The 16,951-nt window shown below is 66.4% G+C and carries 17 protein-coding genes; 8 read left to right on the top strand and 9 right to left on the bottom strand.

Going from position 1 to position 16,951, the window contains the following annotated elements:
- Positions 1-40: 40 nt before the first annotated feature.
- Positions 41-1,345, top strand: a complete 1,305-nt coding sequence (locus BV210_RS11250) for an acetamidase/formamidase family protein (RefSeq protein ID WP_077206759.1) — start codon at positions 41-43, stop codon at positions 1,343-1,345.
- A gap of 5 nt (positions 1,346-1,350) precedes the next feature.
- On the opposite strand, the gene BV210_RS11245 is transcribed toward BV210_RS11250, so the two are convergent.
- Entirely contained in the window at positions 1,351-1,611 is a 261-nt protein-coding gene (locus BV210_RS11245) for a ubiquitin-like small modifier protein 1 (RefSeq protein WP_077206758.1), read from the bottom strand.
- Positions 1,612-1,732: 121 nt separating this feature from the next.
- On the opposite strand from BV210_RS11245, the gene BV210_RS11240 reads away from it, so the two are divergent.
- Positions 1,733-2,464, top strand: coding sequence for an SDR family NAD(P)-dependent oxidoreductase (locus BV210_RS11240; protein WP_077206757.1), 732 nt, complete (start codon positions 1,733-1,735; stop codon positions 2,462-2,464).
- 87 nt (positions 2,465-2,551) lie between these two features.
- Positions 2,552-3,943 carry an ATP-binding protein gene (locus tag BV210_RS11235; RefSeq protein WP_077206756.1) on the top strand — a complete coding sequence of 464 codons (1,392 nt, stop codon included), beginning with the start codon at positions 2,552-2,554 and terminating at the stop codon, positions 3,941-3,943.
- Here the strand turns inward: BV210_RS11235 and BV210_RS11230 are convergent.
- Positions 3,940-4,920, bottom strand: a complete 981-nt coding sequence (locus BV210_RS11230) for an NAD(P)-dependent oxidoreductase (RefSeq protein WP_077206755.1) — start codon at positions 4,918-4,920, stop codon at positions 3,940-3,942. The genes BV210_RS11235 and BV210_RS11230 overlap by 4 nt on opposite strands.
- Before the next feature lie 109 nt (positions 4,921-5,029).
- On the opposite strand from BV210_RS11230, the gene BV210_RS11225 reads away from it, so the two are divergent.
- The gene (locus BV210_RS11225; RefSeq protein ID WP_077206754.1) at positions 5,030-6,115 is read left to right on the top strand and encodes a guanosine monophosphate reductase; all 1,086 of its coding nucleotides are present in this window, start codon (positions 5,030-5,032) and stop codon (positions 6,113-6,115) included.
- Between the two features lie 3 nt (positions 6,116-6,118).
- On the opposite strand, the gene BV210_RS11220 is transcribed toward BV210_RS11225, so the two are convergent.
- Together BV210_RS11220 and hpt are read right to left on the bottom strand one after the other, a co-directional pair.
- Complete coding sequence (locus BV210_RS11220) at positions 6,119-7,498, bottom strand: uracil-xanthine permease family protein (protein WP_077206753.1); 1,380 nt, start codon at positions 7,496-7,498, stop codon at positions 6,119-6,121.
- A 131-nt stretch (positions 7,499-7,629) separates the two neighbouring features.
- On the bottom strand, positions 7,630-8,175 hold the full coding sequence (gene hpt / locus BV210_RS11215; RefSeq protein ID WP_077206752.1) for a hypoxanthine/guanine phosphoribosyltransferase: 546 nt from the start codon (positions 8,173-8,175) through the stop codon (positions 7,630-7,632).
- A 125-nt stretch (positions 8,176-8,300) separates the two neighbouring features.
- Between hpt and BV210_RS11210 the strand changes: the two genes are divergently transcribed.
- Positions 8,301-8,528 carry an antitoxin VapB family protein gene (locus tag BV210_RS11210; RefSeq protein WP_077206751.1) on the top strand — a complete coding sequence of 76 codons (228 nt, stop codon included), beginning with the start codon at positions 8,301-8,303 and terminating at the stop codon, positions 8,526-8,528.
- Positions 8,515-8,928: a type II toxin-antitoxin system VapC family toxin gene (locus BV210_RS11205; protein ID WP_077206750.1), complete on the top strand. Its 414-nt coding sequence runs from the start codon at positions 8,515-8,517 to the stop codon at positions 8,926-8,928. Before BV210_RS11210 ends, BV210_RS11205 begins: the two co-directional genes overlap by 14 nt.
- A gap of 16 nt (positions 8,929-8,944) precedes the next feature.
- On the opposite strand, the gene BV210_RS11200 is transcribed toward BV210_RS11205, so the two are convergent.
- Positions 8,945-9,889 carry an NAD(P)-dependent oxidoreductase gene (locus tag BV210_RS11200; protein WP_077206749.1) on the bottom strand — a complete coding sequence of 315 codons (945 nt, stop codon included), beginning with the start codon at positions 9,887-9,889 and terminating at the stop codon, positions 8,945-8,947.
- Between the two features lie 3 nt (positions 9,890-9,892).
- On the bottom strand, positions 9,893-11,068 hold the full coding sequence (locus tag BV210_RS11195) for an NAD-dependent epimerase/dehydratase family protein (RefSeq protein ID WP_077206748.1): 1,176 nt from the start codon (positions 11,066-11,068) through the stop codon (positions 9,893-9,895).
- A gap of 149 nt (positions 11,069-11,217) precedes the next feature.
- Between BV210_RS11195 and BV210_RS11190 the strand changes: the two genes are divergently transcribed.
- Both BV210_RS11190 and BV210_RS11185 read left to right on the top strand, forming a co-directional pair.
- Positions 11,218-12,330 carry a DUF4330 domain-containing protein gene (locus BV210_RS11190; RefSeq protein ID WP_077206747.1) on the top strand — a complete coding sequence of 371 codons (1,113 nt, stop codon included), beginning with the start codon at positions 11,218-11,220 and terminating at the stop codon, positions 12,328-12,330.
- On the top strand, positions 12,323-12,964 hold the full coding sequence (locus BV210_RS11185; protein ID WP_077206746.1) for a hypothetical protein: 642 nt from the start codon (positions 12,323-12,325) through the stop codon (positions 12,962-12,964). Before BV210_RS11190 ends, BV210_RS11185 begins: the two co-directional genes overlap by 8 nt.
- Here BV210_RS11185 and glmS read toward each other — a convergent pair whose 3' ends face one another.
- From glmS to BV210_RS11170, 3 genes are all read right to left on the bottom strand, one after another.
- On the bottom strand, positions 12,965-14,755 hold the full coding sequence (gene glmS, locus BV210_RS11180; protein WP_077206745.1) for a glutamine--fructose-6-phosphate transaminase (isomerizing): 1,791 nt from the start codon (positions 14,753-14,755) through the stop codon (positions 12,965-12,967).
- On the bottom strand, positions 14,755-15,948 hold the full coding sequence (gene glmU / locus BV210_RS11175) for a bifunctional sugar-1-phosphate nucleotidylyltransferase/acetyltransferase (protein ID WP_077206744.1): 1,194 nt from the start codon (positions 15,946-15,948) through the stop codon (positions 14,755-14,757). The genes glmS and glmU overlap by 1 nt, the downstream gene beginning before the upstream one ends.
- A 113-nt stretch (positions 15,949-16,061) precedes the next feature.
- Positions 16,062-16,919, bottom strand: coding sequence for a CheF family chemotaxis protein (locus tag BV210_RS11170; RefSeq protein ID WP_077206743.1), 858 nt, complete (start codon positions 16,917-16,919; stop codon positions 16,062-16,064).
- Positions 16,920-16,951 lie beyond the last annotated feature (32 nt).

Genomic DNA, 16,951 nt, shown 5'->3' with positions numbered 1-16,951 from the left:
GGGCTATCTTTATGCCCATCGTTAACGTACATCCCGTACAATGTCCGAACAGATCGAACGAGAACTGGACGTGGACGAGTACACCCTCGGGCTGGTCGGGCCCGAGCAGGAGTGGGCAGGGACCGTCGCGGACGGCGGTCGTGTCAGGACGCACACACCCCCGGCGTGCTGGGGGCCGATGATCACACCGGAGTTCCGGGGCGGACACGAGGTGACCAAACCCATCGCCGTCGAGGGGGCAGAGGTTGGCGACGCGATCGCCATCAAGATCCGTGACATCGAGGTCACGAGCGTCGCGACCAGTACCGGCTCGATGGACGAACTGGAGGACGCCTTCGGCGACGATCCGTTCGTCGACCACAAGTGCCCGGAGTGTGGCATCGAGTGGCCCGAGAGTGTCGTCGAGGGCACTGGGGAAGACGCGATCCGCTGTGCGAACTGCGGCGCGAACGCCTCCTCGTTCGCCTTCGAGTACGGCATCACGACCGTCTTCGACGACGACCGCGAGGTCGGGATCACGGTCGATGCAGAGGCAGCCCACGACCTCGCCGAACGGGCCGACGAGGCGAGCGCGCTCCCGGAGAACTCCCGCCAGCACCCGATCTTGCTGTACGAACCGTCCGAGATGCCCGGAACGCTCGGCCACCTGCGGCCGTTCGTCGGCAACATCGGCACGACGCCACCGATCGAGATGCCCGACTCCCACAACGCCGGGGACTTCGGACAGTTCCTCATCGGTGCGGGCCACGACTGGGGGCTCGAAGACGAGGCGGAACTCGCCCAGCGAACGGACGGCCACATGGACATCAACGCCGTACGAGAGGGGTCCATCCTGCTCTGTCCGGTGAAAGTCGAGGGCGGCGGGATCTACGTCGGCGACATGCACGCGAACCAGGGCGACGGCGAACTCGCCTTGCACACGACCGACGTGAGCGGCTACACCGAGTTCGAGGTCGAACTGATCGAAGACCTCGACATCGACGGCCCGGTCTTGCTCCCCAACGCGGAGGACCTCCCACACATCAGCGAGCCCTACAGCGACGAGGACGTCGAGCGCGGCGAGGCCCTCGGCGAAGAATACGGGGTCGACGTCGAGACCGACATGGGACCGATCCAGGTCGTCGGGTCCGGCGCGACGATCAACGAGGCGACCGAGAACGCCTTCGACCGGGCGGGCAAGTTGCTCGACATGAGCGAAGGCGAGGTTCGGACCCGCTGTACGTTCACGGGTGGCGTCGAGATCGGGCGACTCCCCGGCGTCGTACAACTGACCATGCTGGCACCGATGGCGACACTCGAAGAGCGCGGGATGGCCCACCTCGTGCGCGAACAGTACGGACTCTGAGGCTGTCACCCACCCTGCATCGGCGGGTGGATACTGATCGACGCGTCCGGCGGACACCGATCGTCGAGTTCGTTCCGCTCGCCGTCGACGGCGATCCGAACACTCGGCTCGATCTCCCCGTCGTCCCGAACGAGGTGCCGTTCGGTCTGTGGGTACGCCGTCACGAACGCGAGGACGGCCTCCCGGACAGTCCCGCCCTCGAACTCGACCGCGACGGTCTTCTCGCCGGTCGCCCCGCGGAGTTGCCCGTACACCGTGACTTCCATACCCTCAGATACGACTCGATCACGATGAGCGTTCTCGTTGGACGAACTCGAAGCGCGATTTGACACGAGAGCGTCGTCCAGTGGGAGGTAGCTTTACCCGCGCGTGGGTGCATCTCCACCCATGACGACGCTCGATGACGAAGTCGTGATCGTCACCGGTGCGAGCCGTGGACTCGGCGCGTCGATGGCGAAACGATTCGCCCGTGAAGGCGCATCCGTCACGATCACCGCCCGGAGCGAGTCCGACCTGCAAGCGGTCGCCGACGCGGGCGACGGTGAGATACACGTCGCCCCTGCCGATATCACCGACGAGGCCGCGGTCCGTGACGTCGTCGCCACGACGGTCGACGAGTTCGGCTCGGTCACCGGCCTCGTGAACAACGCCGGCATCGGCCTCCTGAACATGTACGACGAGGGGCGACTGCTCCACGACGTGGATACCGAGGACTTCCGGCAGATCATGGAGGTGAACGTCACCGGCGTCTTCCTCTGCTCGAAGTACGCCGTCCCCGAGATGATCGAGGCCGGCCGCGGGAACGTCGTCAACATCTCCTCGGGCCTGGGTCGCCGCGGGTCGGCCAGGTGGGGACCGTACGTAACCTCGAAGTGGGCACTGGAGGGGATGACTCGAACACAGGCCAAGGAACTCGACGAGTACGGGATCAACGCCAACGCTCTCGATCCGGGCGGTCGCGTCGACACCGGGTTCTGGGATCACCTGCCCGAATCGGAACGGGCGGAGATTCTCGACCCCGACGTGATGAACGACGCCGCGACGGGCCTGCTCGCACAGGGGCCCGACGGCGTCACCGGCGAATCGATGCCGGCCGAGGAGTGGGAACAGCGGCTGTAAAATTATTCAGAGTATCGTACTTGAGAGTATCATACTTCAGAGTACGATTATGGAAAGTAGTATAGTTCCGGACCTCGAACTGTTCCCATGGTCGAGTTCGTGAACCGGACGGTGGAACTCGAACGGCTCCGTTCGCTCTACGAGTCGGACGACGCCGAACTCGCGGTGGTGTTCGGGCGACGGCGGCTCGGCAAGACGGAACTCCTGAAACAGTCGCTCGACGGGTACGACGACGCCGTGATCTACCAGGCACGGCAGAAAACGAGTACGTTACAGCTGCAACAGTTCGTCGAGACTGCAGCGGAGTCCTACCCGGATCTGGAACGGATACGAGAGGAGTGGGAGGAGGTACTTCGATATCTCGCCGAACAGGACGCCATCGTCGTCCTCGACGAGTTCCCCTACCTCGTCGAACAGGACGATAGCCTCCCGTCCGTCTTACAGGCGCTGTTCGATCACGAACTCGACGAGTCGGCAGCGACGATCGTACTAGTCGGGTCGTCGATCAGCATGATGGAGGAGGCAGCACTCCTCGGTAACAGTCCGCTGTACGGCCGGTCGTCGCTGAAGCTCGATATCAGACAGCTCCCCTTCGACGCCGCGATGGAGTTTTTCGACGAATCGTATACCGCCGCCGAGCAGGTGAGTACGTGGGGGGTGTTCGGTGGCGTCCCGTACTATCTCGAAGAAGTGTCGCCGGACGCGACGCTCGACGAGAACGTGCAGCGAACGATCCTCTCGCGACACGGGACGCTCCACGACGAACCGGACTACGTCCTCCGGATGGAGCTCACGGAACCGACGCGGTACTTCTCGATTCTGGAAGCAATCGCGGGTGGCAGTACGAGCCGAAACGAAATCGCTGGGACGACGGGAATCGACTACAATCAGCTCTCGAAGTACCTCGATCGTCTGTCTCGATTGCGACTGGTCGACCGACACGTCCCGATCACCGAGCAGAAAGAGCGGAGCAAACGAAGTCACTACCGGATCCGGGACCCCTTCTTTCGCTTCTGGTTTCGCTTCGTCTACGGGTCGAGCGACCGGTACGACGAACTCGGGACCGACGCCTACGAAATCCTCGTCGAGCCAGAACTGGCGGATTTCGTGAGCCACTCGTTCGAGGAGTTGTGTTGTTCGGCACTCCGGACGCTCTACCCCGAGTACACGATCACGGAGACCGGCCAGTGGTGGTACGAGGACCACGAGGTGGACGCTGTCGGACTGACCCAGGGTGAGACACTGATCGCCGGTGAGTGTAAATTCCAGCAGTCGCCACTCGGATACGACGCGTTCTCGAAACTACAGACGCACGTCGACGAACTCAGGTGGACGCCCGAGACGGGCAACGAACGACGAGAAGAGTACGCGCTCTTCTCACGCAGCGGGTTCAAGCCCTCGGTCGAAGAAGCCGCGACCGAACGGGACGACCTGCGACTGTTCACGGTCGAAGATGTCGTCGAAGCCCTGCGGAGTTAGTCCGACTCGGCGAGCAACCCACGAATCGAGTCCTCGACGCTCTCGGCCGGTTCCCACCCCAGCCGATCCTGTGCTGCGGCCGTGTCCACGCCGAACTCGTCGACCAGCGTCTCCCCGCTGCGGGGGTTCTCGACCAGTTCCACGTCGGCGTCGATGCCGCGCTCTTCGCGGGCGATCGACTGCACGAGTTCGGCGACCGCCATCACGCCGGGATCCTCGTCGCTGGCGATCTCGTACTTCTCGACGCCGCTCTCGCCGGCCTCGCGCTGTTCGACCAGTCGCTCGGCGCTCTTGACGAACGCGTCGGCCACGTCCTTGACGTGGACGAAGTTCCGGGACTGGGTGCCGGGTTCGTAGACGGTCAGCGTCTCGCCCGCCAGCGCCCGGTTGACGAAGAAGTTGATCACGGTGCCCTTCGAGACTTCCCGGCCGCCGACCTCGTGGCGACCGTAGAGGTTGGAGATCATGAACTGGTGGGCGGGGAAGGCCCCGTCGGCGAGGGTGTCGATGGCGCGCTCGCCCAGCACCTTCGTCCGGCCGTACCAGTTCAGCGGGTCCCGCGGGAGGTCGACGGTGATCGGGAACTCCTGAGGGTCGCCGATGACGGCCATCGAGAAGGGGAAACACAGGGCAGTTCCGGTCTTCTTGCAGAACCAGGCGACGTTGTTCGTTCCGGTGACGTTGACCTCGTAGGCCAGGTCGGGCTTGTCGTCGCAGTCGTCGACGCCGGAGATGGCGGCGAGGTGGAGGACCACGTCCGCGCCGTCGAGGGCGTCCTCCAGTCGGTCTCGGTTGCGGATGTCGACGTGCTCGACGGACACGTCGCCGACTTCGCGGAGGTCGCCCAGATAGAAGTTGTCCAGTGCGGTGATCTCCCAGTCGGGGTGGTCACGCTGGAGCTGTGCGACGACACGGCTGGCGATGTAGCCCGCCGCGCCGGTGACGGCGACGTGGACGGACTCGGCGGAATCGCTCATGCACTGGTTGTCTACGTGAGGGGTTACAAACCTTCGTGATCCAACCGGACGGACATATCTACCGGAATCGGCGGATTTATCCGGACGAAGCTACTGCGTCTGTGCGGTTATGGACGAACCGCGGACGGGATTGAGCTACGGAGACGTGTTGCTGGTACCACAGCGCTCGCCGGTCGACAGCCGGAGCGACGTGGATTTGACTACCAACCTGACGCCGGACCTGGAACTGGAGACACCGCTTTGCTCGGCAGCGATGGACACCGTCACGGAGGCCGATCTCGCCATCGCGCTCGGCCAGGCCGGCGGGATCGGGACGATCCACCGCTTTCTGACCGTCGACGAGCAGGCCAGCGAGGTCGCCACGGTCACGGATGCCGGCCAACCGGTCGCGGCCGCCGTCGGGATCGACGAGGACCACGTCACCCGGGCCGAAGCGCTCGTCACCGCCGGCGTCGACGCCGTCGTCGTCGACGTGGCCCACGGCCACATGGAACGTACCCTCGACGCAGTCGCCGACATCCGCGATGCGTTCCCAGACCTCGACCTCGTCGCGGGCAACGTCGCCACACCCGCAGGCGTCGAGGACCTCTACGCGGCTGGCGCGGACTGCGTGAAGGTCGGCATCGGCCCCGGCTCACACTGCACGACCCGCAAAGTGGCAGGGGCGGGCGTGCCCCAGTTGACGGCGGTCGACGACTGCGCCGACGCCGCGGCGGATCTGGACGTGACGATCTGTGCCGACGGCGGGATTCGCACCTCCGGGGACGCAGCCAAGGCGCTGATGGCCGGCGCGGACACCGTCATGATGGGGAGTCTCTTCGCCGGCACCGAGGAAGCCCCGGGCGATACCGTCGAAATCGACGGGACGCGGTACAAGCGCTCGCGCGGAATGGCGACCACGGCCGCCGCGGAGGAGCGCTCGGACAAGGAGGAGAACGTGACGGCCGACGAGGGCGTCGAGGGGCTGACCCCCTACAAGGGTCCGACGACCGACGTGGCCGGGGAGTTCTGTGCCGGCATCAAATCCGGCCTCTCCTACTGTGGTGGCCACACGATCCCCGACGCACGCGAGAAGGCGGAGTTCATCCGCGTCGCCGCGAGCGCCCGCGAGCGAGAGGGTGCCCACACCGATCAGGAGTGGGAGACGGTCAGCGTCGACAGCACGAAACACGCCCAGGTCGAGGGCGACGACTGACTGCTAATCGTCGTTGGAGACGAGCCCCATCGACTCGGCGGGCGTCTCGTCGGGCGCGGCGTCGAACAGCGGACTCTGCTCGCCGGGGACGAACGTGTTGAGGAGCAACGCCGACAGCGCCGTCAGGATCACCGGTTCGCCGAAGAAGGTCTCGGCGGCTGTAGGCAGGCCCTGCAGAGCTTCCGGGCGAGTCGCGACGCCCAGCCCGAGGCCGAGCGCGACGGCCATGATGACCATGTTCCGCCGGTCCAGATCGGTGTGCAGGAAGATCAGGCGCGCGCCGGAGGCGGCAACCATCCCGACCATCAGCAGGACCGCGCCGCCGAACACCGGCTGGGGGATGGTCGTGACGACCGCACCGACCTTCGGGCTGAAGCCCAGCACTGCCAGCATGACGCCGCCGACGCCGACGACGTGGCGGCTCATCACGCCCGTGAAGTTGACGATGCCGACGTTCTGCGAGAAGGAGGTGACGGGGAAGGTGGCGAACAGCGAGCCGATCGAACTCAGCAGGCCGTCGGTCAGGAGGCCGCCCCGGAACTCCTCGTGGGTCGGCTGTCGACCCTCGGCCGCCGTGACGCCGGACATGTCGCCGACGGTCTCCATCGCCGAGACCAGAAAGAGGAAGGCGAAGGTGACGATGGCGACCGGCTCGAACTCGAAGCCGAAGGCACCGGGCTGGGGGAGTGCGACCCAGCTCGCCTGCGCGACGGCGCTGAAATCGACGACGCCAGCCACGACGGCAGCGACGTAGCCCACGGCGATCCCGACCAGCACGCTCAGCAGGCGCATCACGCCGCTCGTGAACATGTTGAGCAACACGGCGATGCCGAGGACGAGCCCGGCGAGCCCCAGATTCGTCATCGACCCGTAGTCGGCCGCGCCGACGCCCCCGGCCGCGTAGTCCATCCCGACCGGGATCAGGTACAGGCCGATGATGACGACGACGAGCCCCGTCACCAGCGGCGGGAAGAAGGGTTTGATACGTTTGAACTGCCAGCCGACCAGCCCCTCCACCCAGAAGCCGGTGACCAGTATCGCGCCGAAGACGGCGGCGAGTCCGTACTCGACGCCGATGGTCGTCGCCGCGCCGACGAACGTGAAACTCGTCCCCATCATGATGGGCAGGCGCGACCCGACCGGGCCCAGCGCGTAGGCCTGGACGATGGTCGCTAGCCCCGAGAACAGCAACACCATCTGCACCAGATAGGCGGTGTCGGTCGCCCCGATCCCCGTCGCGTCCGCGACGATGAACGCCACCGCCGTGGCGGGCACGATCATCACCGCGACGTGCTGGAGCCCCAGCAGCAGCGACTTCGGCCACGGCGGCCTGTCGTCGCGCTCGTAGTCCAGATCGATCTCCCCGTCTGTCTCCGTTGGCATCTATACCCCTACCCAGCAGATATCGTGTCATAGGACTTTCGTCATCGACCGCACCGGCGCGTTTCGACACCGCACGAGGGCCTCTACATCTCGATGGGACGTGTCGGACGTGGAGAAGAAGCGGGCCGCCGTCAGTGGATCGTGACCTCGCCGTCGTCGACGGTGATGTCGACGAGGCTCTGGACCTCGTGGTCCACGTCGTCCATCGCCGAGTCGCCGACCTTCCGGATGACGACGGCGATGTCGGCGATGTCCGCACCGATGCCGTCCAGTGCCTCACAGATGGCCGCGAGGGTTCCGCCGGTCGACAGCAGGTCGTCGACGATCAGCACGCGGTCGTCGGGTTCGACGTCGTTGATGTACATCTCCGATTCGGAGTAGCCCGTGGACTTGTGCAGGGCCACCTCGTCGGGCAGGCCGTAGGCCCGCTTGCGGATGACCACCAGCGGGATGTCGGTTTGCAGGGAGAGGGCGGTCGCCAGGTGGATGCCCATGGCCTCGGGCGCGACGATCTTGTCGACGTCCAGATCGGCCCGTTGCATCACCTCGACGACGACCTCCCGGAGGAGCGAGGGGTCGAGCATCGGGACCCCGTTGCTGATCGGGTGGACGAGGTACTCGTAGCCGTCCTTGTCGACGATCGGAGCCTCGTGCAGCGACTCGCGAAGTCGGTCCATGCCGCGCGTATCGGGGGCGTCGGGAAAAACGAATCGTTCTGGTAGTCGAGAGTCGACATCCCTATCGCGGAACCGTCACTCGACCTGCCGCAACAGTTTTGGGTACAAACACCCATACGTAAAATATGAGCAAGAACATCTCAATCTCCGACGACGTATACCGGAAACTGAAGCGGGAGAAGGGGGATCGAAGTTTCAGCGAGGTCATCGAGGAGCGACTCGAAGCCGGTGGAAAACTGGCCGACGTTACCGGTCAGAAGATCTTCGAGGAGGGGACACACGAGCAGGTAAAGGAGGACATCGGCCGGCTGAGTGAAGGGACACTGGATCGACTGGACGATGAAACTCGTTGATACGTCGCCACTCGTCGACATCGACCGTGGGGGCGTCGACCGGAAAGTCGAGAAACTCGACGACGAGGGGCGACACGCCGTAAGCGCCGTCACACTGACCGAACTCCGTCTGGGGGTGAACAAACAGTACGAACAGGGGACGGACGCTCACCACGAAGCCGTCGAAGAACTCGAACGGCTCTGTTCACGGTTCGAGGTCATCCCGGTAACCAGACCCGTTGCCGTCGCGGCGGCCGATATAATCGCGGACCTGCAGTCGAGCGGTCAGCGTCTCGACGACCTGCACGACATCTACATCGCCGCGACGGGTCGGACGGAGCAACTACCCGTGCTGACCGCGAACGTCGATCACTTCGAACGTATCGACGACGTGCAGATCGTCGACTGGACCGAGTACTGAACGCGCGGCCCGAAGCTCACGCCTCGCCGGTGAACCGATCGGCCAGATCCCGCACACCGTCCCGCAGGGACCACTCGGGCTCGAACCCGGTCTCCCCTAGCCGGTCGAAGTTGACGTGATAGGACGGGCCGGGGTGTTCGTCTTCGAGGTAGGTCACGTCGACGGGGCCGACCTCGTCGCGAATCAGATCCGCGATCTCGCTGATCCGGTAGTTGCCCTCGTTGGTCCCGACGTTGTACACCTCCTGCTCCCAGTCCTCGGGGTTGCAGGCGGCGTGTTTGTACGCCGCGGCGGCGTCCTCGACGTGGATGAAGGGCCGCCAGTTCGATCCGTCGCCGTAGACGGTCAGCGACCGCCCTGTCAGCGCGCGGAAGACGAAGTGATTCACGACGAGGTTGAAGCGCACCCCCGGCGAGTAACCGAAGTTGGTGCTCATCCGCAGGGCGGTCCCCCGCATATCGTGGTCCTCGCAGTACTCCGCGAGGAGGGACTCGGCCTCGTACTTGGCTTCGGCGTAGGGGTTGATCGGGTCCGGCTCCACGGACTCGTCGATGTCGCGGCTCATCGCCCGGCCGTAGATGTTACAGGAGGAGGCCGAGACGACGTTCTCGACGCCGAGTTTGCCCGCGGCCTTCAGGACGTTCTCGGTGCCGTCGTAGTTGACCGCCAGCGTCTCCGCGCGGCGGTCGTGGGTGCTGGCCGCGCCGGTGATCGCCGCGAGGTGGATCACGGTGTCCACGTCTCGCATGGCGTTCTCCACGTCACCGTACTCGCGTACGTCGCCCCGCTGGAAGTCGACCTCGGACCGGTCCCCGTTGCCGAGGGTTCCAAGCAGGGCGCGGGGCGAGCCGTTCGACAGCGAGTCGAGCACGACGACCCGTTCCACGTCGTCGTCGGCCCGGAGCATCGGGAGTAGCGCGCTGCCGATGTAGCCACAGCCGCCGGTGACCAGCACGTCCATCCGTCAGTCCTCGTCTTCCAGCACGCCGGGGAGGAACCGATCCTCGTGGGCCTCGATGGTCTCGGTGTAGCGGGTCAGCGTCTCGAAGATGTCCCGGACGCCGCCCTCGAACTCCTGGGCCTGCTCGCCGATGAGTTCCATGTACCGGTCGTTCTCGATCTCCATCTTGTGGGTCTCGTCCTCGTCGCGGGGGTTCTCGAAGTGCTCGACGGCCACGTCGAGGTCGAACTCGGCGCCCACGTCGGCGATGGTCTCGGCGATCTCGACGATGCTGATTGCCCGTGTGACCTGGTTGTACACGGTCAGGTCGTCGGGGCGTTCGTCGGGGTCTACGAGCGCGATGCGGGCGAGACCCTCGACGGTGTCTTCCAGCGAGATGAACGGTTTGCGCTGTTCGCCCTTGCCGTAGACCGTGACGGGGTAGCCCGCGACGGCCTGGGCACAGAAGCGGTGGCCGACGGTGCCGAAGTAGTAGTCGAAGTCGAAGCGAGTCTTCAGGCGGTCGTCCGCCCGGGTCTCGTCGGTCTCGGTGCCGTAGACGATGGCCGTCCGCACGTCCGAGATCGGGATGTCGAACTGCGACTGGGCCAGTCGGAGGTTCGCCGCGTCGTGGCTCTTGGTGAGGTGATACCAGCTCCCCGCCTCCGCCGGGAACGGCACCTCGTCGCGCTCGCCCTGATTCTCCATGACAGCACCGCCCTCGGGGATGGGGAACTCCGGGGCGCCGTAGACGCCCGTCGTCGTGGTCTCGACGAAGTGCGTGTCGGTGAGATCGTGCTCTTCCAGGCCCCAGACGAGGTTCCGGGTGGCCTGCATGTTGTTGTGCTGGGTGTAGTTGGCCCGCTCGCCGTTGATCTGGGAGTAGGGCGCGGAGGGCTGGGCCGCGGTGTGGACGATCACGTCCGGTTCGTGGACGGTGAGGAGTTCGTCGACGAACTCCTTCTCCACGAGGTCGCCCTGGACGAAGGATAGGTTGTGCACGTCGTGGGCCTCCCGGGCCGCAGCGAGACGATCGTCCATCCAGCCGATCGGGACGGCGCTGGTCGAGCCGACCTCTTCGACCCAGTCCCGGCGCGCGAAGTTGTCGACGGCCAGCACTCGGTCGTCCGTCCGTGTCGCGATCCGTAGCGCGGTGGGCCACCCGACGTAGCCATCACCGCCTGTGACGAGTATCGTCATTAGTTACTCACCTTGCGAGTAACCGTGCGCGGCTAAATAGTTTGTGATCTGTCACAGATGGTGACGGTCGTGAGGGGCGACACGGGAGCGTCGGCCGGCGAACCGGTCGAAACCACTATACCGCCGGCTTGCGACGCGGGTGACAACCGATGGAGTTGATCGACGAGGAGGGACGGTTGTTCGGCCACGTCAACGTGGTCGACGCGCTCGTCGTACTGGTCGTGCTGGCGGTGGTCGCCGCTGGCGTCGCCCTGGTGACCGGCGGCGGTGGACTGGCGGGATCCAACGACGGTGGCGGTGACACAGACATCCGTTACGCGACGGTCGCACTCGGGCAGCAACCGACCTCGTCAGCGTCGGCGATTCGATCCGGGCAGAACGTCACGTTCGACGGATCCAGCGGGACCGTAAACGTCACCGACGTTCATCTGACCGGCGCACCGGACGGACAGGTCAACGTGTTCGCGCGAATCGCCTATCCCGAGGGAACGGCCGTTGGCGGAGCTCCGCTGCGGGCCGGCAGAACCGTCACCGTGGTCGGCGACGACTACCAGACGGAGGCAGCGGTCGAGTCCGTCGGCGACGATCAGTCGACGTTCCGGACGGAGCAAACCCCGGTCTCGGTCACGACCACCGTCGACGCCGCGACGGCCGCAGCGGTCGACGCAGGGGACCGATACAGCGTCGGTAATCATACCCTCGCGACGGTCGAATCCGTCGCCTCGCTCCCGACGAACGGGAGCGACGTCCGCCGACTCCGCCTCGGCGTGACCCTCGCAACACGCGTCGTCGGCAGTGAGTCGCAGTTCGCCGACCGGACACTCCGGACCGGGTCGAGGATACCGCTCCGGACGAACGCCGTGGAAGGCCTCAATGGCACGGTCGAAACCGTCGGCTCGCACGATTCCCCCGGTGCTCCCGCGAACGTCACGATGACCGTGGCCTGGGAGGGCGTTCGGCCCGAAGTCGCCGACGGCGTCACCGCGGGACTCGAAGCGCGCCACCCCGGCGCGACGGCGCGAATCGTCGACGTGGCGACCAGTCCCGCGCGGGTCGTCGTCCCGACCGACGCCGGCGAGTTGGTCGTCCGCGATCACCCCCGCGAGCGAGACGTGACCCTGACCGTCGACGCGACCGCACGCCGGTCCGGCTCGGAACTCCGGTTCCACGACCGGCCGCTCTCGGACGGTCGGCAGGTCACGCTCGAGTTCGACAGCGTTACCCTTCGCGGAACCGTCCTCGATTTCGAGACGAATGGGTGAGTCCTCAGGCCACGAGGAATCAGTCGTCGCACACCTCTACAACACGGTCAGCGACTGGGCCGGGAACTCCCGGCTCGTCCAGTTTTTCGACGGGCTCTCGGACCGGTTCGCCGTCGCGACCGCCGAGTCCAGAATTAGCGGTGCCGCCAGCACCGTCGGCGACTGGATTCGCGCCTCGTGGACGTATCGCTGGCTGACCGCCGAACCCGACCCCGACGTGATCGTCATCGATCTGCGGGAGACCTACACCGTCGGCCCGATCATCCGACTGCTGGACCGCATCGTGACGCCGCTTTCCTGTGCGTGGGAGGGGTCGGGCGCACAGGCCTCGGTCGACGCCGTCGCGGACGCGCCGGTACGCGCACTCGGCGTCGTCGTGGCAGTCGCGGTGCTAGTCGAGACGGCGCTCTCTCTGGTGGTCGGTGATCTCGGGCAGACCGGACTCCGCATCCGGGCACTCCTGTTCGGGTTCGCCGTGCTGGCGACACAGGTATCCCTGTCGGCGTCGGAACTGGCGGAAACACGGCCCGGTCGCCTCCTCCGGGCCGTTCTCGAGCCGCCGGAGCCGCCGGGACGAGCAACCGAGCGTCCCAGAGTAGAGCAAGAAGACGACGACACAGACGACCGCGACTGATTACTCGACGGTGACGCTTTTCGCCAGGTTGCGTGGCTTGTCGATGGAGCGCCCCAGCATATCGGCGGTGTGGTAGGCCACGAGCTGGAGCTGGACGTTCGCGACGACGGCGGCCACGCGGCGGTGGGTGTCGGGCACCTCGAGGACGTGGTCGGCGTACCGCACCACGTCGCTCGCGCCGTCGGTGACCGCCACGACCGGCGCGTCCCGGGCCTCGACCTCTTTGACGTTGCCGACGGTCTTGGTCGCCTGCTCGTCGTCACCCGTGACGATCGCGAACACGGGCGTATCCTGGGTCACCAGCGCCAGCGGTCCGTGTTTGAGTTCGCCGGCGGCGAAGCCCTCCGCGTGTTTGTACGTGATCTCCTTCATCTTCAGCGCGCCCTCCAGCGCGACCGGGTAGTGGAGTCCGCGGCCGATGAAGAAATAGGACTCGGCGTCGCGGTAGGCCTCGGCGATCTCCTGGGCGGTGGAGGTGTCGAGGATCTCCTGAACCGCCCCAGGCAAGTCCCGGAGGCCGCTGATGACCTCGCGGGCGTCCCCGACGCTCGTAATCGCCAGCGCGAGCAGGTTCAACGCGGCGATCTGGCTGGAGAAGGTCTTGGTCGCGGCGACGCCGATCTCCGGCCCGGCCCGGATGTACATCGCGTGATCGCACTCCCGGGCGACCGTCGAGCCGACCGTGTTGGTCACCGCGAGCGTCCGCGCGCCGCGTTTGCGAGCCTCACGGAGCGCCGAGAGTGTGTCGGCGGTCTCCCCGCTCTGGGTGACGCCGATCACCAGCGCGTCCCCGATGGGCGGCGGGCTGGTGGCGTACTCGCTGGCGAGGAACGCCTGCGCCGGAATCCCGGCCTGCTGGAACAGCTGGGCGGCGTAGACAGCCGCGTGGTAGCTCGTCCCACAGGCCACGAGCTGGATCCCCCGCGGTGAGAGATCACCGAGATCGGCGAGGTCGACCTCGCCGGCGAGCTCGTCGACCCGGCCTCGCAGGCACTGCCGGAGCGCCCGGGGCTGTTCGTGGATCTCTTTGAGCATGAAGTGGTCGTAGCCGCTCTTGCCGGTCTCCTCGGGGTCCCAGTCGACGGTGTCCTCGGTCTTCTCGACCGGTTCGCCGTCGAGGGTGGTCACCCGGTAGCCGTCGGCGTCGAGGACGGCGAACTCCCCGTCGGCGAGGTAGACGACACGATCGGTGTGGTCCCTGAACGCGGGCACGTCGCTGGCGAGGTAGTAGGCATCCTGATCTATTCCCAGGACGAGTGGCGAGTCGTTGCGCGCCGCGAAGATCCGGTCGACACCGGACATGACGACGGAGACGGCGTAGCTTCCCTCCAGTCGCGCGATGGCCTGCCGGACCGCGTCTTCGGGGTCGGCCCCGTCACCCAGCGCGTCCTCGATCAGGTGCGGGAGGACCTCGGTGTCGGTGTCGCTGCGAAACTCGTGGCCGGCCGTCGAGAGTTCGTCGCGGAGCTCCTGGTAGTTCTCGATGATCCCGTTGTGGACGACCGCGACCTCGCGGTTGCAGTCGAGGTGGGGATGGGCGTTCTCGTCGGTCGGCGGCCCGTGGGTGCTCCAGCGGGTGTGGCCGATCCCGACCGAGCCGGCGGGCGAGCGTTCTTCGAGTGCCGCCCGGAGGTCGTCGATCTCGCCGGCGGTCTTGCACACGTCCAGCCCATCGCCGGCGAGCGCGACGCCGGCGGAGTCGTAGCCCCGATATTCGAGTTTCGAGAGCCCGTGGACCAGCACGTCGAGGGTCTCCCCGTCGCGGCCGGCACAGCCGATGATCCCGCACATCAGCGCATCACCTCCGCGCCGTCGGGGATCTGCCCGCGGACGTGGGCCCCCGTGTGGAGGTGGGCCGACGGGCCCACCAGCGTCCCGGGGTCGAAGCTCACGTCGCCGTCGGCGGTGACCCGGTCGGCCAGCACCGCGCCGAGGCGCTGGTCCTCGAAGACCTCGTTGCCGACGCGGACGTCGGCCTGCCCACCGGGGACGACCGATCCCGCGCCAACGTCGACGTTCTGTCCGGTCACGGTGTCGATCAGCACGCTCCCGGCGTCGACCCGCGCGTCGGCGTCCAGTACTGTGCGCTCGACGGTCGCGTTCGCGCCGACAGTGACGTTGTACCCCAGCGCGGCGTCCGGGCCGACGACGGCTCCGGGGCCGATCTCGGAGTCCGGTCCGACGACCACGGGCGGGCGCAGCGTCGCCGCGTCGTGAACGCGGGCCTCGTCGTGGACCCAGACGCTATCCTCGCGCCGGGACACGTCGACCTTCCCCCGCGCCAGCACCGTGCGCGCGACGGTCAGCAGGTCCCACGGGTAGGTCGCGTCGACCCACATCCCCTCACAGCGGACCCCTCTCACTCGCTCGCGCTCGGCGAGGCGGGCGATGGTGTCGGTCAGGGCGAGTTCCCCCGCGGAACGGGGCGTGTCGGCGATCTCGTCGAAGATACTCGCGTCGAAGGCGTAGATGCCGGCGTTGATCAGCCGGTACTCGCCGGTGGTGGGTTTCTCGATGATCTCGGTGAGTTCGTCGTTCTCGAGGACGACCGCGCCGTACTGGCCGGCGTCGGGGTGTTCCATCACCGCGAGCGCGGCGGCGGGCTCGTGGCGCTCGAACCCCTCGGCAACGGCCTCGACCATCGAGGCCTCGATGAGTCGGTCGCCGTTGACGACCAGCGGCGGGCCGTCGACGGCCGCGCGGGCCTGCAGGAGGGCGTGGCCACTCCCGAGCTGTTTGTGCTGGCGAACGTACTGGATCGGGACGCCCCGATAACTCGGGCCGAAGTGGTCCTGCACCCGGTCGTGTTTGTAGCCGACGACACAGACGAGTTGATCCATGCCGGCCTCGACCAGGGCGTCGAACACGTGTTCGAGGATCGGGCGGTTGGCGGCGGGCAACATCGGTTTCGGGCGGTTACGCGTCAGCGGACGCAACCTGGTCCCCTCACCGGCAGCGAGGACGACCGCCGTGCTGACGTTCATACCGAATGGTTGCCGGCGGCCCGTTTCAACCTTCCGGCTGGCACACTCTCGTTTCACACTGTTCCGGCCGTTAGTCACTTTATTACGCAAACATCGAACGGGTTAGTGGCCGGCTACTCATCACTCATGGCATCGCTTGCCAGATTTCTCCCACGTGCGTTCAGCGCGACTTCGGTCCGGGTACGCACCTCGTCGACCGCGCCCATCTCCAGCAGGCGCTGGTAGATCTCCTCGACCTCGTCGGGCGGGATCCCGACGAAATCGGACATCTCGAACGGCGAGACTCCGGAATAGAGGGCCATCAGCACCTGACTCTCCATGTCGTCCAGTTCGTCCAGATCGCCCTCGTTGCGTTCGACGGCGCTGGTAAACAGCGAGTCGAGCGCCCGCGTGTGCCGTTCCGTCCCCGTCAGGTGGGTCTCGACGCTGATGTCGCCCTCGGTGTGTTCGACCGCGATCACGGTGCGGTCGGTGCCTCGCACCGTCGACTGGGAGGTGTCGATGCTCCCGACGTTGTCCACGTCGATGGCCACCCGCCCGTCCGAGAGGGCCATCTTGATCCGTTCGTCGACGTAGCGGAACTTCGCTTTCTCCCAGTCGGTGTCCTGAACGACACCCCCCTCGACGGCCGGGTGTTTGACGAGGACGATCTCGTCGTGCAACGTCGCCCGACAGATCGTCTCCTCTAACGCTGCGTCGGGCAACGTCAGGAAGATGACCGCGCTCCCCACCCGGATAGCAGTGAAGTCGGTCACGTGTTCGGTCGCCGCGATCTCGGGCGGCTCGTCGACCAGCGAGAGCTTCGACAGCGGTACCGTCTGTTTGTTCCCGCGCGTCGACAGCACCAGCCGCTTGTTCGTCACGACGATCCGGCAGGACTGCCAGTCCGCCTCCCGGTCGACCTCTCCGCCCCGAACGGCGTAGAGGAAATCGCCCTGTGCGTCCAGGAGCTTCTGCTCGGCGTCGCTCACGGGCGATCACCGTCCCGACGGGCGCGCTGGCT

This window comes from Halorientalis sp. IM1011 (genome assembly GCF_001989615.1).
Lineage (GTDB): Archaea > Halobacteriota > Halobacteria > Halobacteriales > Haloarculaceae > Halorientalis.
Note: the sequence above shows the minus strand (reverse complement) of the source record. Positions and strands in the feature narration are given on the sequence as shown.

What these genes read in the sequence shown, in the direction of transcription:
- BV210_RS11185 (WP_077206746.1), top strand. Translation starts at nt 12,323, where the DNA reads ATGGGTGAGTCCTCAGGCCACGAGGAATCAGTCGTCGCACACCTCTAC.
- glmS (WP_077206745.1), bottom strand. Translation starts at nt 14,755, where the DNA reads ATGTGCGGGATCATCGGCTGTGCCGGCCGCGACGGGGAGACCCTCGAC.
- BV210_RS11245 (WP_077206758.1), bottom strand. Translation starts at nt 1,611, where the DNA reads ATGGAAGTCACGGTGTACGGGCAACTCCGCGGGGCGACCGGCGAGAAG.
- BV210_RS11220 (WP_077206753.1), bottom strand. Translation starts at nt 7,498, where the DNA reads ATGCCAACGGAGACAGACGGGGAGATCGATCTGGACTACGAGCGCGAC.
- BV210_RS11225 (WP_077206754.1), top strand. Translation starts at nt 5,030, where the DNA reads ATGGACGAACCGCGGACGGGATTGAGCTACGGAGACGTGTTGCTGGTA.
- glmU (WP_077206744.1), bottom strand. Translation starts at nt 15,948, where the DNA reads ATGAACGTCAGCACGGCGGTCGTCCTCGCTGCCGGTGAGGGGACCAGG.
- BV210_RS11240 (WP_077206757.1), top strand. Translation starts at nt 1,733, where the DNA reads ATGACGACGCTCGATGACGAAGTCGTGATCGTCACCGGTGCGAGCCGT.
- BV210_RS11190 (WP_077206747.1), top strand. Translation starts at nt 11,218, where the DNA reads ATGGAGTTGATCGACGAGGAGGGACGGTTGTTCGGCCACGTCAACGTG.
- BV210_RS11205 (WP_077206750.1), top strand. Translation starts at nt 8,515, where the DNA reads ATGAAACTCGTTGATACGTCGCCACTCGTCGACATCGACCGTGGGGGC.
- BV210_RS11235 (WP_077206756.1), top strand. Translation starts at nt 2,552, where the DNA reads ATGGTCGAGTTCGTGAACCGGACGGTGGAACTCGAACGGCTCCGTTCG.
- BV210_RS11195 (WP_077206748.1), bottom strand. Translation starts at nt 11,068, where the DNA reads ATGACGATACTCGTCACAGGCGGTGATGGCTACGTCGGGTGGCCCACC.
- hpt (WP_077206752.1), bottom strand. Translation starts at nt 8,175, where the DNA reads ATGGACCGACTTCGCGAGTCGCTGCACGAGGCTCCGATCGTCGACAAG.
- BV210_RS11230 (WP_077206755.1), bottom strand. Translation starts at nt 4,920, where the DNA reads ATGAGCGATTCCGCCGAGTCCGTCCACGTCGCCGTCACCGGCGCGGCG.
- BV210_RS11250 (WP_077206759.1), top strand. Translation starts at nt 41, where the DNA reads ATGTCCGAACAGATCGAACGAGAACTGGACGTGGACGAGTACACCCTC.
- BV210_RS11200 (WP_077206749.1), bottom strand. Translation starts at nt 9,889, where the DNA reads ATGGACGTGCTGGTCACCGGCGGCTGTGGCTACATCGGCAGCGCGCTA.
- BV210_RS11210 (WP_077206751.1), top strand. Translation starts at nt 8,301, where the DNA reads ATGAGCAAGAACATCTCAATCTCCGACGACGTATACCGGAAACTGAAG.